The organism is Galbitalea sp. SE-J8 (genome assembly GCF_030345695.1).
Lineage (GTDB): Bacteria > Actinomycetota > Actinomycetes > Actinomycetales > Microbacteriaceae > JAUASV01.
The window spans coordinates 38,204-53,534 of record NZ_JAUASV010000011.1 but is presented as its reverse complement, the minus strand read 5'-3'; the positions used below and the strand labels follow the sequence as shown (position 1 = coordinate 53,534).

Below are 15,331 nucleotides of genomic sequence, written 5' to 3'. Positions count from 1 at the left end.
CCGACCCCGCCGCGCGTCGTTCGACGAAGACGCGCGGGGGTCAGCTCACGCTGATGAGGTCGAGGTAGCTCGCGTTCCAGTGGTCCTCGATGCCCTCGGGCATGACGAGCACGCGCTCCGGATTGAGCGCCTCGACGGCGCCCTCGTCGTGCGAGACGAGCACGACGGCGCCGGCGTAGTTCGCGAGCGCGTCGAGGATCTCGGCCCGCGACGCCGGGTCGAGGTTGTTCGTCGGCTCGTCGAGCAGCAGCACGTTGGCGCCCGAGACGACGATCATCGCGAGGGCGAGGCGGGTCTTCTCGCCGCCCGAGAGCACGCCCGCGGGCTTGTAGCCGTCGTCGCCCGTGAACAGGAACGAGCCGAGCACGCGGCGCGCCTCGGTCTCGGTGAGCTGCGGCGATGCGGACACCATGTTCTCGAGCACGGTGCGCTTCACGTCGATCTGCTCGTGCTCCTGGGCGTAGTAGCCGATGCGCAGGCCGTGCCCGGGCTCGAGCCGGCCGGTGTCCGGCGTGTCCACGCCCGCGAGGATGCGCAGCAGCGTCGTCTTGCCCGCGCCGTTGAGGCCGAGGATGACGACCTTCGAGCCGCGGTCGATCGCGAGGTCGACGGCCGTGAAGATCTCGAGCGACCCGTAGCTCTTCGAGAGGTTCTCGCCCATGAGCGGGGTGCGCCCGCACGCCACCGGCTCGGGGAAGCGCAGCTTCGCGACCCGGTCGACCTGGCGCACCTCGTCGAGCCCGGCGAGCATCTTCTCTGCGCGCGCGACCATCTGGTGCGCCGCGGCGGCCTTGGTGGCCTTCGCCCCGAACCGCGCGGCCTGCTGCTGCAGCACGGAGGCCTTCTTCTCGACGTTCGCGCGTTCCTTCTTGCGGCGCTCCTCATCCGCCTCGCGCTGCCGCAGGTAGTGCTTCCAGCCCATGTTGTAGACGTCGAGCACCTGGCGGTTCGCGTCGAGGTAGAACACCTTGTTGACGACCTCCTCGACGAGGTCGACGTCGTGGCTGATCACGATGACGCCGCCCTGGTACTGCTTGAGGAACTCGCGCAGCCAGACGATCGAGTCGGCGTCGAGGTGGTTCGTCGGCTCGTCGAGGATCATCGTGTCGGCGTCCGAGAACAGGATGCGCGCGAGCTCGATGCGGCGGCGCTGACCACCCGAGAGCGTCTTGAGCGGCTGATCCAGGATGCGATCGGGCAGCGACAGGTTCGACGCGATGACCGCCGCCTCCGCCTCAGCCGCGTAGCCGCCGAGGGCGCTGAAACGCTCCTCGAGGTTGCCGTAGCGCTTCATGGCGGCCGCGCTCACGGCCTCGTCCGTCGACGCCATGTCGAGGGTCGCGCGTTCCATCGAGAGCATGAGCGTGCCGAGCCCGCGGGCGTCGAGGATGCGCGTGCGGGCGAGCATCTCCGGGTCGCCGGAGCGCGGGTCCTGCGGCAGGTAGCCGATCTCGCCGGTGCGCTCGATGCGCCCGTCGGTGGGCAGGGTCTCCCCCGCGAGCGTCTTGGTGAGCGTCGTCTTGCCCGCGCCGTTGCGGCCGACGAGGCCGATCTTGTCGCCCCGGGAGACCTGGAAGCTGACGTCCGACATGAGGAGCCGGGCCCCGACGCGGATCTCGAGGGCGTGTACGGCGAGCACAGCGGACGTCCAATGAATCAGGCGTGTATCGACAACACGGAAGCGGCGGGAAGCCCCGATAGTCTACCGGGAGTCCCCTGCCCTCGCCGCCGACCTCCCCTCGCCGCCGACCTCCCTGGAGCGCACGTGTCCCTGAGCCTCGCCATCGGCCGCCCGACCCTCGCCGACCGGATCTTCTCGCGCTCGCTCGCGACCGACCTGGTGCTCGTCGCGGCCGGCGCCGGTCTCACCGCGATCGCCGCCCAGGTGAGCGTGCCGATGTGGCCCGTGCCGCTCACCGGGCAGACGTTCGCCGTGCTGCTCGCCGGCACGGTGCTCGGCTCGGCCCGCGGCGCGCTCTCGATGGCGCTCTACCTCGGGCTCGGCCTCGTCGGACTGCCCGTGTTCACCCCGCAGGCCGACGGCTCGCACCTCACGGGCCTCGCGGCCGTCGCCGGTCCGACGGGCGGGTACCTCGTCGGCTTCGTGCTCGCGGCGGCGCTCGTCGGCTGGCTCGCCCAGCGCGAGTGGGATCACCGCGCGCTCGGCACGCTCCTCGCCTTCGTCGCGGGCACCGTCGTGATCTACGCGGTCGGACTGCCCTGGCTCCTCGTCGCGCTGAGCGGTCTCGGGCTGCCGCATCCGCTCGAGGCCACGCTCGCGGGCGGCCTGTACCCGTTCCTGCTCGGCGACGGGCTCAAGGCCGTGGTCGCGGCGGGCCTGCTGCCGCTCACCTGGAGCCTGGTGCGTCGCGCGGACCGCGCGGCGGCCGAGCGCCGCGACAGCTGACCTGCGCGAACCGGTCGACACGGGGACGGAGCGGATCGACGAGGGAGGGCACGTGGCCGGGAGGCTGTCTCGACGGAGCGTCGTCGCGATCTCGGTCGCGGCCGGTCTCGCGTTCGTCGCGGTGGTCGCGTTCGTGTTCTCGGTGCTCGTGACCCCCGGCATCGGCGACCCGTTCACCGGGCGCGCCCTCTACGTCTACCCCGACTCGACCGCGGCGAAGGCCGCCGCGACGGCGTCCGGCGGCGATCGGGCGGCGTTCGAGCGGATCGCGCAGACGCCGACCGCGGTCTGGCTCACCCCCGAGCAGCACGGCCTCGACGACGTCCAGGAGTTCGTGTACGAGCTCGTGACCGCGGCCCATGACGCCCGCGCGCTGCCCGTGCTCGTGGTGTACGGCATCCCGGATCGCGACTGCGGCTCGGCGGGCGGCGGCTTCTCCGCGGGCGGCCTGACCGACGCGGACTACCCGCTCTGGCTCGACCGCATCGCGGACGGCGTCGCCGGCTATCCCGCGGTCATCATCCTGGAGCCGGACTCGCTGGCCTCGGCCCCGGCGTGCGGCGCGACGGACGAGCGCGTGCGTCAGATCTCCGGCGCGATCGACGTCCTGTCGGCGCGGGACACCACGATCTACCTCGACGGCGGCCACTCGAGCTGGCTGAGTGCGGACGACCAGGCTGCGCTCCTGGAGCGCGCGGGCGTGCGGCGCGTGCGGGGCTTCGCGAGCAACGTGGCGAACTACAACAGCACGGATGACGAGCTCGCCTACGACGAGCGGGTCGCGTCGATCGTCGGGGGCTCCCACTTCGTGATCGACACCGGCCGCAACGGCAACGGCAGCACGGGCGACTGGTGCAACCCGCCCGGGCGCGCGCTCGGCGCCGCGCCGGGCGCCGCGGACGGGAGCGGCGGCCACGATGCCGACCTCTGGATCAAGAACCCGGGCGAGAGCGACGGCACGTGCAACGGCGGACCGGCCGCCGGCCAGTGGTGGCCCGAGATGGCGCGCGAACTCGCCGCGGGCTGACGCCGCGCCGCCGCGGTCGCGCAGAGCGCCGTTGCTACGATCGAGCACATGAGCACGAGTGCCGACATGCGGGTCGCCGTCGTCATCGAAGACGACGATGACATCCGCCACCTGCTCGAGACCGTGCTCTCCCAGGCGGGCTTCCGCGTCGTGGCGACCGCGAACGGCAGCGACGGCGTCGAGGCCGTGCGCGCGAACGACCCCGTGGTGACGACCCTCGACGTCAACATGCCCGGGATGGACGGTTTCGAGGTCGCGCGCCGCATCCGCGCGTTCAGCCCGACGTACATCGTCATGCTCACCGCGCTCAACGAGGAGATCGACACCCTGCAGGGGCTCGAGGCGGGCGCCGACGACTACGTCAACAAGCCGTTCCGGCCGCGCGAGCTCCGGGCGCGCATCGAGGCCATGCTGCGTCGGCCGCGCGTGCCGATCGAGGAGTACCCGGGCCCGGCGACCGCGGCGCCCGCCGCCCCCGGATACGGACAGCCCGTCGACCCGTACGCCGCCCCGGCGCCCGTCGGCTACCCGGTGCAGCCGACGCCGCCGGGCTATCCGGCGCCGTCGGGCCCGCCGTACGCGCAGCCCCAGCAGCCCTACCCGGCGCCCGCCCCGCCGCAGCAGCCCGCGTATCCGCAGACGGGCGCGCCGCAGCAGCCCGCGGGGCCCGCGTATCCGCCGCAGCCGTACGCCGCTCCCCCGGCACCGGCCGCGCAGGAGCCGTACGGCGCACCGCCGGCCGGCGCGCGCACGGCCGCAGCGAGCCTGCCGCACACGGGCAACGGCTGGCTCGAGCACAACGGGCTCTGGCTCAACATGGAGACCCGGGTCGTGCAGCAGGGCACGACCGAGATCGACCTCACGCGCAGCGAGTTCGACCTGCTCGCCGCGCTGCTCGAGTCGGGCCGCCGCGTGCGCACGAAGGCGGACCTCGTGCTGCTGCTGCGCGGCGAGAGCTACGTCACGAGCCACTTCATCAGCGAGGCCGACAAGCGCGCCATCGAGGTGCACATGGGCAACCTGCGCAAGAAGCTCGGCGACAACATCGGCAGCCCGCGCTGGATCGAGACGGTCCGCGGCGTCGGCTACCGGCTCACCGCGCCCGAGGAGTGAGCCGGCCCGCGTGAGCGCGTGCGGCGCCGCTCAGACCTTGTAGCCGCGGTAGCGCCGGAACAGCTTGAGCACCATGCCGACGGTCTGCACGCCGGTGATGACGCCGAGGATCGGCCAGACCACCGCGAGGATGTACGACTTCCAGTCGACGCTCAACTGGAACCAGCCGAACATGAGCGCGATGACGACGAGCACGAGCACGATGAACGGCACGAGGTGGCTGTTGCCCGCGCCGCGCTCCGCCTTCGCCTGCGCGGCCCAGTTGTCGACGCGCTGGCGGCTGAAGAACTTGGTCCAGGCGCTGAAGAAGTGACCGAGACGGACCCACATGTACAGCTCGGCCGGCACGTAGAGCAGGGCGAACAGCACGTCGCGCGAGCTCCGGTTCTTCATCGACATCGCCGTCTTGAGGTTGAGCGCGATCGCGAAGAACGTCGGCAGGATCCAGTACCAGTAGAAGACGTAGGCGCCGAACGACAGCGAGGCGGCGAGCAGCGTGATGAACAGCAGTCGCGTGACGGCGTTCATGAGCATCGAGAAGTTCTCCAGCCAGCGCATGCGCAGGTTCGGGTGGAACGGCTGCCCCTTCGTGTCGCCGCGCTGGCCCGGCCAGAGCAGGTCGATGGCGCCGTAGTTCCACTTCACCTGCTGACCGTGCAGTCCGCGGATGGTGTCCATGCCGCCCACGTCGGCGCGCGCCTGCGCACTGATCTTGGTGAGGTAGCCGGCGCTCTTGATCTGCAGCGAGAGCAGCGAGTCCTCGACCTCGGAGTCGTTGACCCAGGGCGTGGACTGGTTGTTGTCCTCCATCGCGCGGCGCAGCGCCTTCGTGGCGAAGATCGAGAACTGACCGCCGAGCACGGCCATGTTGCGGCCGCGCAGCATGTTCTGCATGTTGAACGCCGCGAACTGGGCGCGCTGGCCGGTGATCAGGAACGCGGCCAGGCCCTTGTACGGCCGCTCGTCGATCGAGAAGATCGCCGAGATGCCGCCGATGCGGGTGTCGGAGACGATCTCCTGCTCGAGGAACTCGACGGCGCGCGGGTCGGCCACGGTGTCGCCGTCGACGCCGAGCAGGTAGTCGCAGCCCTCGACGAGGGTGTAGCCGTAGTTGAGCGCGCCGACCTTCTTGTCCTTGTTCTTGCCGATGTCGTGCACGTAGACCTCGGTGAACTGCTCCACGCCCTTGATGCTGCGCATGTGCGGGCCGGCGAACTCGCTCGCGATCGCGACCGTGTCATCCGTGGTGTTGTTCACGATGACGTGGATGATGTCGGGCAGCCGGGTCTGGGCGAGCAGCGCCTCGAGCACGTCCGCGATGGTCTCGGCCTCGTTGTAGCACGGGATGATGCAGCCGATGGTCGCCCGGTCGGCCTCCATCGAGTCGACCTCGTCCATGAAGCTCGTCTCGAACGGGTCCTCGCGGCTGCTCAGCCGGTCGAACCCGTAGAGGTCGCTGTCCGTCGGTGCCATCGTCTGGTTCTCCCCGTCCCGTCTCACTCGACATCGGCGGCGGGCCGGTGCGTCGGCCGTTCCGCGTGATGAATCCATCCTCGGGTATGGGACGCAGGATCGGGGCCCGTGATTCGCCAGTTTCGGCTCAAGATCACCTCAGGATGAGCGCAGGATCACTCCGCCTCGGCCGCCTCGGCGATGTGGCCCGGCTCCGCGCTCGATCGCACGGCGTCGTGGGCCGCCGCGACGAGACCGTCGAGGTCGAACCCGGCGGCATCCGTGTTCGCGACGCCGAAGGAGGCGATCGCTCGCACGCCCTGCTGCGGGTCGACGGGGGCGAGCACGAGCGCGGTCTGCAGCGCGGCGGCGACGTCCGTCGCGGAGCCGAACGGCGGGGGCGTCGTGAGCACGAGGAAGCGCGCGTAGCCGAGATAGCCGACGAGGGCCGCGGACGGCGCGTGCTCGGCCGCGACGCGGCCGACGAGACGGATGGCGTCGTCGCCGACCTCGCGTCCGAACGCCGCGTTGATGGTCGTGAGGTTGTCGACCTCGACGTCGAGCAGCACGAGCGTCTCCCGCTCGCGCCGGGCGCGCACGAGCCAGTCGCGAGCGAGATCGTCGAACTGGTCGGCGTCCACGACCCCCGTGATGCTCAGCACGCCGGGTTGGGCGGCGTGTCCGTGCGGGGTGAGGGCGCGCTGCGGCTGCAGCACCGACATGCAGATCGCAGCGACGATGACGAGCACGATCGCGATGAACGTCGTCGTCACGGTGCCGAAGCCCTCCAGGAACAGCGCGCTGCGCTCGCCTGCCGCGAGGAGCACGACGACGCGCACGGCGTAGTAGAAAGCGACGATCGCGAACACGAGCGTGAGCACCCGGCCGGTGACGCTGCGCGCGAGCGCGTCGCGCAGCGTCTCGCCGGCGGCGAGTCCCGCGTAGAGCGCCGTGCCCACGAACAGCACCGGGGCACCGGCCCACGGCCCGCCGTCCGGTCCCGGTGCGAGCGAGGCGACGACGACAACGAGCCCGCTCACGAGCGAGAGCCAGGTGTACGCGCGCCGACGGGCGTTGAAGACGCGGCATCCGTTCCACAGGAACGCGAGGGCGAGCACGAGTGCACCGTTGCCGATCGCGGCCGCCCACCACGCGCCGGGCACGGCGGCCCAGACCAGGTAGCTGACCGTCTCGAGGATGCCCGCGACGAAGCCGAGGCTCCACAGCCGGCTGTACCGGTCGCTGCGGCTGAGCACGGTCGTGACGATGAAGCTGATGCCCGAGATGGCGACCACCGCGCCGGATGTCACGAGGATCGTGAGGGTGTCGAGGGTCATGATGGCTCCCGGATCGGCTGGTCGCCGACGACGTGCGGGTCGGCGAGGGCGGCGCTGCGCGGCAGCACGAGGGTGAACACGGTGCCCATGCCGAGCGCGCTCGCGACGGTGAGATCGCCGCCGTGCTGGCGCACGATGTCGCGGGCGATGGCGAGACCGAGCCCCGAGCCGACGGCCCCGGAGCGGCGCGCGGTCTCCGTGCGGAAGAACCGGTCGAACAGCTGGGCGAGGTCGGCCTCGGCGATGCCGTCGCCGGTGTCCGCGACCGCGAGACGGATGCCGGCGTCGCCGTCGTCGATCAGGCGCACGTCGATCTGGCCGCCCTGCCGGTTGTACTTCACGGCGTTGCTCAGCAGGTTGTCGACGACCTGCCGGATGCGCAGTGCGTCGACCATCGCGAGCGCGTGCGGGACCAGGTCCGTCTCGATCGTGATGCGGCGCTCGTCGGCGGCGAACCGCTGCCCCTCGACCGCCTGCTCGACGAGCTCGGCGAGGTCGGTGGGCTCGACGTCGACGGTGAGGGTCTGGTCGGCGTCGCTCGCGGCGAGCAGCAGGTCGGTGACGAGCGCGAGCAGCCGCTCGGCGTTGCGCTGGGCGATGCCGATCATGCGCCGCGTCTCGTCCGCGAGCCCGGGCGCGTCGACGGCGAGCTCCAGATAGCCGAGGATCGACGTGATCGGCGTGCGCAGCTCGTGGGACACCGAGCCGATGAGCGAGTCGCGCGCCCGGATGGCGTCGAGCTCCGCGGTCACGTCGCGGAGCACGAGCACGCCGCCGTCGGGCTCGCCGGCCGGGGTGCGCAGGGCGCGGGCGGTCGCCGAGTACGCCGCCTGCCGCGCGCCGGGCTCCCCGACCCAGTAGGTGATCCCGGAGAACGACTCGCCCCGGACGGCTCGGCCGAACGGCCTGCTCTCCGCGGGGTAGGCGGTCGCGCGGTCCGCCTGGTAGATCACCGGGTGCACGACGGCCGAGCGCGGCTCGCCGAAGCGGGTGAGCGAACGACGGTACGCCTCGTTCATCAGGATCACCCGGCCGTCCCGGTCGTAGGCGACGACGCCGAAGCTCACGGCGTTGAGCACCTCGTCGAGCAGTCGCTCCTGCGCACGCGCCCGGTCGAGCGCCTCCTCGATGAGGCGCGCCTGCTCGCGCAGGAGGGTGCGCTGCGAGGTCGTGCGCGCCCCGCCGAGGCGGGCGGTCGCCGCGATGAACGCGAGCGTGAGCGGCAGCAGGGCGAGACTCGCGAGGTCGCCCATCGAGAACGGCGCCCCCGTCGTGAGCCGGCTCGCCCACAGCAGCGCGGTCGCGAGCGTGACGGCTCCGACGCTCGCCACGGCACGGTACGAGCGCGCGATCCACAGGATGGGCAGCACGAGCAGCAGGCCGGCGCCGATCAGGGGCTCCCCCGCGCGGACCGCGGCGATCGCGACGATGTCGAGGAACGGCAGCAGGAGCGACCATCGCCGCGTCTTCTCGGTCCACGGCACCGCGAGGGTGACCCCGGAGATCACGAACATCGCGATCACGCCGCCGAACATGAGCGGTTCCGCGAGCGTGGCGGGCCGGACGATCGCGACGATCCAGACCACGAGCAGCACCGCGAGGCCCGTGAGGAGCTGGCTCTGAACGATCGAGCGCGCTATGCGCTCCGTGCGCCGCGAGGGCGGCGCCCCGTGCTCGCTCATGCTGCGAGCGTACGCGGTCGGCTCACCCGGCAGGGGCGGACTGTGGAGGGGCCGAGGACGTCGTCCTCACATCTGGAATCCGAGCCGGCTGCCGCCGGCGCGCTCGGCCGAGCGCCTCCGGCGCCCGGTGCGAGGACTTCGTCCTCACATCTGGAATCCGAGCGCGCGCATCATGTCGCGCCCGTCGTCCGTGATCCGCTCCGGGCCCCACGGCGGCATCCACACCCAGTTGATGCGGAACGCCTCGACCGTGCCGTCGAGCGCCTGCGCGGTCTGCTCCTCGATGACGTCCGTGAGCGGGCAGCCCGCGCTCGTGAGCGTCATGGAGATGATGAGCGCGTCGTTCTCGTCGTCCCAGGTGAGGTCGTAGATGAGTCCGAGGTCGACGACGTTGACACCGAGCTCGGGGTCGACGACGTCCTTGAGCGCCTCCTCGACCTCGTCGAAGAGCGCCGGAGCGAGTGCGGAGACCATGACCGTCAGGCTACGCCGGCATCCGCCGCGGCGACATAGCGGTCGTAGCCCTCCTCCTCGAGGCGGTCGGCGAGCTCGGGCCCGCCCTCCTCGGCGACGCGGCCCGCGACGAAGACGTGCACGAAGTCCGGCTTGATGTAGCGCAGGATGCGCGTGTAGTGCGTGATGAGCAGCACGCCCATGCCGGTGCGGTCCTTCGCGCGGTTGACGCCCTCGGAGACGATCTTGAGCGCGTCGACGTCGAGGCCGGAGTCGGTCTCGTCGAGCACGGCGAACTTCGGCTTCAGCAGCTCGAGCTGCAGGATCTCGTGGCGCTTCTTCTCGCCGCCCGAGAAGCCCTCGTTGACGTTGCGCTCGGCGAACGCGGAGTCCATGCGCAGGGCCGTCATGGACTCGCGCACCTCCTTGATCCAGGGGCGCAGCGCCGGGGCCTCGCCGGCGATCGCGGTCTTCGCGGTGCGCAGGAAGTTCGACACGGTGACGCCCGGGATCTCGACCGGGTACTGCATCGCGAGGAACATGCCGGCGCGGGCGCGCTCGTCGGGGCTCAGGTCGAGCAGCTCGACGCCGTCGAGCTTCACGCTGCCGCCCTCGACGTGGTACTTCGGGTGACCGGCGATCGTGTATGCGAGCGTCGACTTGCCGGAGCCGTTCGGGCCCATGATGGCGTGCGTCTCGCCCTCGTTGATGGTGAGGTCGACACCCTTCAGGATGTGCTTCGTGCCCTGGTCGGTCTCGACGCTCACCTGGAGGTCGTGGATCTCAAGCGTGGACATTGGTTGGCTCTTTCATGGTCGGTGTCGGTCTCAGACGGCGATTCGCTCGCCGGGATCGATGAAGATGTCGCCGTCGAGGATCGAGACGGCGAAGACGGGGACCGGCTCGTAGGCCGGGAGGGTGAGGGGCTTGCCGGTGGTGAGCTCGAACTGGGAGCCGTGCGCCCAGCACTCGAGCGTGTTGCCCTCGACGAAGCCCTCGGACAGCGAGATGTCGCCGTGCGTGCAGGTGTCGCCGATCGCGTGCACGGTGCCCGCGCTGTCGAGCACGAGAGCGATCGGGATGCCGTCGACGACGACGCGCTTGGCGGCATCCGTCTCCAGCTCCGCGACCGCGCACACGCGTGACGCCGCCATCAGGCCGCCCCGCGCGCGAGCTCGCGCTCCACGGCGGCGTGCAGGCGCTCCTCGAGGGCGGGATCGCCGATGCGCTGCACGATCTCGGCGAGGAAGCCGACGACGACGAGTCGTCGCGCCTCCTCCTCGCTGATGCCGCGCGCCTGCAGGTAGAACAGCTGCTCGTCGTCGAAACGACCGGTCGCGCTCGCGTGGCCCGCGCCCAGGATGTCGCCCGTCTCGATCTCGAGGTTCGGCACGCTGTCGGCGCGCGTGCCCTCGGTGAGCACGAGGTTGCGGTTCTGCTCGTAGCTGTCGGTGCCGGCCGCATCCGTCCCGATGAGCACGTCGCCGACCCACACCGTGTGCGCGCCCTCGCCCTGCAGCGCGCCCTTGTAGGTGACGCGGCCGCGGGTGTTGGCGCCCTCGTGGTGCACGTACACGCGCTGCTCGAGGTGCTGGTGCGCGTCGGCGTAGTAGAGCCCGTACGACTCGGTGTCGCTGCCCTCGCCCGCGAGCCGCGTCGACGGGTTCACCCGCACGACGCGGCCGCCGAGCGAGACGACGATGTGCTTGAGGAACGCGTCCTTGCCGACGACCGCGAAGTGGCTCGCGAGGTGCACGGCGTCGTCGTCCCACTCCTGCACGGAGACGACGGTCAGCCTCGCGCCCTCCTCGACGACGATCTCGACGTTCTCGCTCAGCGTCGCGGCCCCGCCGTTCTGCAGCACCACGAGCCCCGAGGCGTTCGGGAGCGCGCGGATGACGGTGTGCCCCGCGCGGGCGGCGTCGCCGAGGCCGGTGCGCGTCACCGTGACCGGCGCGCTCTGCTCGCCCGACACCGTGATGCTCAGCGCCCGCTCGAAGCTCGCCCACGCGTTGGCCGAGGCCTTCTCCTCGGCCGCGCCCGCGACTCCGATGCGCTCGTCGTCGCGGTCGATCCAGTCGAGCGCGACACCGTCGGCCTCGTTCGCGAGGTAGGCGTACGGGCTGCCGTCGAGCTCGCCGTCGATGAGCGGGCGCACCACGTCGACGGGCGTGTACTTCCACTCGATCTCGCGACCGGTGACATCCGGGTACGCGGCCGGCTCGTTCGACGCGAAGCGCTCGGCGCGCGACTGCACGGGCACGAAGCCCGGTGCGTCCCATCCGCCGTCGCTGTGCGCCTTCGCCCCGTGCTGCTGGTCGGTGGTGGCGATGCTCATCCGACGCTGCCCTCCATGCTCATCTCGATGAGCTTGTTGAGCTCGAGGGCGTACTCCATGGGCAGCTCGCGCGCGATCGGCTCGATGAAGCCGCGCACGATCATCGCCATCGCCTCGTCCTCGGGCAGGCCGCGGGACTGCAGGTAGAACAGCTGCTCCTCGCTCACGCGCGACACGGTCGCCTCGTGCCCGAGCTGCACGTCGTCCTGACGGATGTCGATGGCCGGGTAGGTGTCCGAGCGCGAGATCGTGTCGACGAGCAGCGCGTCGCAGCGCACCGTGTTGGCGGCGTGGTGCGCGCCCGCGTCGACGCGGACCTCGCCGCGGTAGCCCGCGCGGCCGCCGCCCCGGGCGATCGACTTGGAGACGATCGACGACGTCGTGTGCGGCGCCATGTGGATCATCTTCGCGCCGGCGTCCTGGTGCTGGCCGGGGCCGGCGAACGCGACCGAGAGCGTCTCGCCCTTGGCGTGCTCACCGACGAGGAAGATCGACGGGTACTTCATCGTCACCTTCGAGCCGATGTTGCCGTCGATCCACTCCATGGTCGCGCCCTCGTGGGCGATGGCGCGCTTCGTGACGAGGTTGTAGACGTTCGTCGACCAGTTCTGGATCGTCGTGTAGCGCACGCGGGCGTTCTTCTTCACGATGATCTCGACGACGGCCGAGTGCAGCGAGTCGCTCTGGTAGATCGGCGCCGTGCAGCCCTCGATGTAGTGCACGTACGAGTCCTCGTCGGCGATGATGAGCGTGCGCTCGAACTGGCCCATGTTCTCCGTGTTGATGCGGAAGTAGGCCTGCAGCGGGATCTCGACGTGCACGCCCTTCGGCACGTAGACGAACGAGCCGCCCGACCACACCGCCGTGTTGAGCGCCGCGAACTTGTTGTCGCCCGCCGGGATCACGGTGCCGAAGTACTCCTCGAAGAACTCCGGGTGCTCCCGGAGCGCCGTGTCGGTGTCCATGAAGATGACACCCTGCTTCTCCAGGTCCTCCTGGATCTGGTGGTAGACCACCTCCGACTCGTACTGCGCGGCGACGCCGGCGACGAGGCGCGAGCGCTCCGCCTCCGGGATGCCGAGCTTCTCGTACGTGTTGCGGATGTCCTCGGGGAGGTCCTCCCACGACTGCGCCTGCTTCTCCGTGGAGCGCACGAAGTACTTGATGTTCTCGAAGTCGATGCCCGAGAGGTCGGCGCCCCACGTGGGCATCGGCTTGCGTTCGAACAGCGCGAGCCCCTTGAGCCGGTTCTTGAGCATCCATGCGGGTTCGCTCTTGAGATTCGAGATGTCGGTGACGACCTCCTGCGAGAGGCCGCGCTTGGCGGACGCTCCCGCGACATCCGAGTCGGACCAGCCGAACTCGTACTGTCCGAGCGAGTTGAGCTCGGGGCGGTCGATGAGCACGTCGGACATCGATACCTGCTTCCTGCCGAAGCGGGATGTCATTCCCGTGTCGGCTGTTGCCTACTGTGACGCGCCGTCGTGAGCGACGTGCGCCTCATCAGGATCGCGGGCCCGCTCGCCCCGGGTCAGGCCGCGGCGGAGCAGGACGGCGACGCTCCTGAACCCTGCCATGCTACAGGGCGGCGCCCGCGTTCTCCGGGGAGGGCGTGCCCCGCGCATCGGCGGGTGCCGAGCCGGCGAACAGCGCCGGTCGTGCGTCGAGCAGCACGCGCAGCGCGCCCACCCAGACGAGCGCCGCGCCGAGCAGGTGCAGCGAGACGAGCCACTCGGGCAGGCCGGTGAGCGCCTGCACGACCCCGATCGCACCCTGCAGCGCGACGACGACCGCGAACGCGACGAGACGGATGCGCACCCGGCGCGCGCGCGCCGAGTCACCGATGCCGACCGCGAGCCCGACGCCGGCGACGAGGGTGAGGGTGCCGAGCACGCCGTGCACCCAGGTCACCCGCTCCCAGACGAAGCCCATCCGCGGCACGTCCGAGGAGTCGCCCGAGTGCGGTCCGGAGCCGGACACGAGCGTGCCGACGACGACGAGCACGAGCGTGAGGGCGACGAGCGCCCACGCGCCGGCGCTCCCGACGGGGCCGAGGTCCGCATCCGCCCGCTGGATCGGGCGCTCGTGCACGCGGTGCCAGGTGAGCGTCGTCGTCGTGAGCAGGCCGATCGCCATGATGAAGTGCGCCGCGACGACCCACGGGTTGAGACCCGCGAGCACGCTGAACCCGCCGACGACGGCGTTCGCCACGACGAGCCAGAACTGGCTCCAGGCCAGCCGGGTCAGCCGGCGGTCGCGCGGGCGCTGCAGCCGCGCCGCGACGATGACCCAGGCGACCACGACGATGACGAGGCCGGTGAGCATCCGGTTGCTCTGCTCGATGACGAGGTGCAGGTTGTCGGGCACGGGCACGATGACGTCGGTGCCGTTGCACGTCGGCCAGGTCGGACAGCCGAGGCCCGAGCCGGTGACCCGCACGACGCCGCCCGTGAACACGATGAGGACGCTCACCAGCAGCGCCGCGGTCGACGCCCAGCGCAGCGCGCGCGGCCCGAGGGACCAGCGCGCCGCGGCCCAGCCGAGAGGGGTCGGCATGGTCAGAACGGCAGCAGCGGGTCGATGCCGACCGCGAGGAAGACGAGCGTGAGGTACGTGATGCTGGCGTGGAACACGCGCATCGGCCGGGCGTCGGCGTGCCGGATCGCCCGGCCGTACAGCCGGTGCGACTCGATGAGGAACCACACGCCCGAGCCGGCCGCGACCGCGGTGTAGGTCACCCCCATCCCGGCGACCGGGACGAGCAGGAGAGAGCACACCACCGTCGCCCAGGCGTAGAGCACGACCTGCAGCCCGACGACGGCGCGGCCGCGCACGACCGCGAGCATCGGCACGTCGGCGCGGTGGTAGTCGGCGCGGTACTTCATCGACAGCGGCCAGTAGTGCGGCGGCGTCCAGAGGAAGACGATGCCGAACAGGATGAACGGCGCGAGGCTCAGCGAGTCCGTCACGGCGCTCCAGCCGATGAGCACGGGCATGCAGCCCGCGATGCCGCCCCAGACGATGTTCTGCGGCGTGCGGCGCTTGAGCCAGAGCGTGTAGACGAAGACGTAGAACAGGATGGCGAACAGCGACAGCGCGGCCGACAGCCAGTTGACGAGCAGGCCGAGCCAGGCCACCGACACGGCGCCGACGACCGCGGCGAACGCGAGCGCCTGCCGGTCGGTGAGCTCGCCCGTGACGAGCGGCCGGTTCTTCGTGCGGTTCATCACGCGGTCGATGTCGCGGTCGATCCAGCAGTTGAACGCGTTCGCGCTGCCCGCGCTCAGCGCGCCGCCGACGAGCGTCGCGAGCACGAGCCACAGGTTCGGGATGCCGCGCGCCGCGAGCACCATGACGGGCGCGGTCGTGATGAGCAGCAGCTCGATGACGCGGGGCTTGGTGAGCGCGAGGTACGCGAGAACGGTGCGACGGATGCCGGGGAGCCCGCCCGTGGGGCGCGACTGGACGGCGAGATCCATCGATCTCCTCACTCTCGTGCTCGGAACCCGGCCAGTCTATCCG

The 15,331-nt window shown here is 71.0% G+C and carries 14 protein-coding genes; 3 read left to right on the top strand and 11 right to left on the bottom strand.

The features are described from left to right. Positions 1-40 precede the first annotated feature (40 nt). Entirely contained in the window at positions 41-1,639 is a 1,599-nt protein-coding gene (locus QT381_RS08945; RefSeq protein WP_289248563.1) for an ABC-F family ATP-binding cassette domain-containing protein, read from the bottom strand. A gap of 126 nt (positions 1,640-1,765) precedes the next feature. On the opposite strand from QT381_RS08945, the gene QT381_RS08940 reads away from it, so the two are divergent. The 3 genes from QT381_RS08940 to QT381_RS08930 are packed head-to-tail and all read left to right on the top strand — an operon-like array spanning position 1,766 to position 4,547. Next, positions 1,766-2,407 (top strand): biotin transporter BioY, encoded by a 642-nt coding sequence (locus QT381_RS08940; protein ID WP_289248561.1) that lies wholly within the window; start codon positions 1,766-1,768, stop codon positions 2,405-2,407. 52 nt (positions 2,408-2,459) lie between these two features. Continuing rightward, a complete protein-coding gene (locus QT381_RS08935) occupies positions 2,460-3,434 on the top strand; it encodes a glycoside hydrolase family 6 protein (protein WP_289248560.1) in 975 nt (324 codons plus the stop codon). A 48-nt stretch (positions 3,435-3,482) separates the two neighbouring features. Further along, positions 3,483-4,547, top strand: a complete 1,065-nt coding sequence (locus tag QT381_RS08930) for a response regulator transcription factor (RefSeq protein WP_289248559.1) — start codon at positions 3,483-3,485, stop codon at positions 4,545-4,547. Positions 4,548-4,577: 30 nt separating this feature from the next. On the opposite strand, the gene QT381_RS08925 is transcribed toward QT381_RS08930, so the two are convergent. From QT381_RS08925 to QT381_RS08880, 10 genes are all read right to left on the bottom strand, one after another. Continuing rightward, on the bottom strand, positions 4,578-6,020 hold the full coding sequence (locus QT381_RS08925) for a glycosyltransferase family 2 protein (protein ID WP_289248558.1): 1,443 nt from the start codon (positions 6,018-6,020) through the stop codon (positions 4,578-4,580). A gap of 155 nt (positions 6,021-6,175) precedes the next feature. Further along, a complete protein-coding gene (locus QT381_RS08920; protein ID WP_289248557.1) occupies positions 6,176-7,336 on the bottom strand; it encodes a GGDEF domain-containing protein in 1,161 nt (386 codons plus the stop codon). Then, on the bottom strand, positions 7,333-9,018 hold the full coding sequence (locus QT381_RS08915) for a sensor histidine kinase (protein WP_289248556.1): 1,686 nt from the start codon (positions 9,016-9,018) through the stop codon (positions 7,333-7,335). Before QT381_RS08915 ends, QT381_RS08920 begins: the two co-directional genes overlap by 4 nt. A gap of 144 nt (positions 9,019-9,162) precedes the next feature. Beyond that, positions 9,163-9,492: a metal-sulfur cluster assembly factor gene (locus QT381_RS08910; RefSeq protein ID WP_289248555.1), complete on the bottom strand. Its 330-nt coding sequence runs from the start codon at positions 9,490-9,492 to the stop codon at positions 9,163-9,165. A 5-nt stretch (positions 9,493-9,497) separates the two neighbouring features. After that, positions 9,498-10,268 (bottom strand): Fe-S cluster assembly ATPase SufC, encoded by a 771-nt coding sequence (gene sufC, locus QT381_RS08905; RefSeq protein ID WP_289248554.1) that lies wholly within the window; start codon positions 10,266-10,268, stop codon positions 9,498-9,500. A gap of 30 nt (positions 10,269-10,298) precedes the next feature. After that, entirely contained in the window at positions 10,299-10,625 is a 327-nt protein-coding gene (locus QT381_RS08900; RefSeq protein ID WP_289248553.1) for a non-heme iron oxygenase ferredoxin subunit, read from the bottom strand. Next, positions 10,625-11,809, bottom strand: coding sequence for a Fe-S cluster assembly protein SufD (gene sufD, locus QT381_RS08895; RefSeq protein WP_289248552.1), 1,185 nt, complete (start codon positions 11,807-11,809; stop codon positions 10,625-10,627). Before sufD ends, QT381_RS08900 begins: the two co-directional genes overlap by 1 nt. After that, positions 11,806-13,224, bottom strand: coding sequence for a Fe-S cluster assembly protein SufB (sufB, locus tag QT381_RS08890; RefSeq protein WP_289248551.1), 1,419 nt, complete (start codon positions 13,222-13,224; stop codon positions 11,806-11,808). Before sufB ends, sufD begins: the two co-directional genes overlap by 4 nt. 163 nt (positions 13,225-13,387) lie before the next feature. After that, positions 13,388-14,365 carry a COX15/CtaA family protein gene (locus QT381_RS08885; RefSeq protein WP_289248550.1) on the bottom strand — a complete coding sequence of 326 codons (978 nt, stop codon included), beginning with the start codon at positions 14,363-14,365 and terminating at the stop codon, positions 13,388-13,390. A 2-nt stretch (positions 14,366-14,367) separates the two neighbouring features. After that, complete coding sequence (locus QT381_RS08880; RefSeq protein WP_289248549.1) at positions 14,368-15,288, bottom strand: heme o synthase; 921 nt, start codon at positions 15,286-15,288, stop codon at positions 14,368-14,370. Positions 15,289-15,331: the final 43 nt, after the last annotated feature.

Coding starts and splice junctions, on each gene's coding strand:
- QT381_RS08930 (WP_289248559.1), top strand. CDS start 3,483: ATGAGCACGAGTGCCGACATGCGGGTCGCCGTCGTCATCGAAGACGAC.
- QT381_RS08925 (WP_289248558.1), bottom strand. CDS start 6,020: ATGGCACCGACGGACAGCGACCTCTACGGGTTCGACCGGCTGAGCAGC.
- QT381_RS08920 (WP_289248557.1), bottom strand. CDS start 7,336: ATGACCCTCGACACCCTCACGATCCTCGTGACATCCGGCGCGGTGGTC.
- QT381_RS08915 (WP_289248556.1), bottom strand. CDS start 9,018: ATGAGCGAGCACGGGGCGCCGCCCTCGCGGCGCACGGAGCGCATAGCG.
- QT381_RS08910 (WP_289248555.1), bottom strand. CDS start 9,492: ATGGTCTCCGCACTCGCTCCGGCGCTCTTCGACGAGGTCGAGGAGGCG.
- sufC (WP_289248554.1), bottom strand. CDS start 10,268: ATGTCCACGCTTGAGATCCACGACCTCCAGGTGAGCGTCGAGACCGAC.
- QT381_RS08900 (WP_289248553.1), bottom strand. CDS start 10,625: ATGGCGGCGTCACGCGTGTGCGCGGTCGCGGAGCTGGAGACGGATGCC.
- sufD (WP_289248552.1), bottom strand. CDS start 11,809: ATGAGCATCGCCACCACCGACCAGCAGCACGGGGCGAAGGCGCACAGC.
- sufB (WP_289248551.1), bottom strand. CDS start 13,224: ATGTCCGACGTGCTCATCGACCGCCCCGAGCTCAACTCGCTCGGACAG.
- QT381_RS08885 (WP_289248550.1), bottom strand. CDS start 14,365: ATGCCGACCCCTCTCGGCTGGGCCGCGGCGCGCTGGTCCCTCGGGCCG.
- QT381_RS08880 (WP_289248549.1), bottom strand. CDS start 15,288: ATGGATCTCGCCGTCCAGTCGCGCCCCACGGGCGGGCTCCCCGGCATC.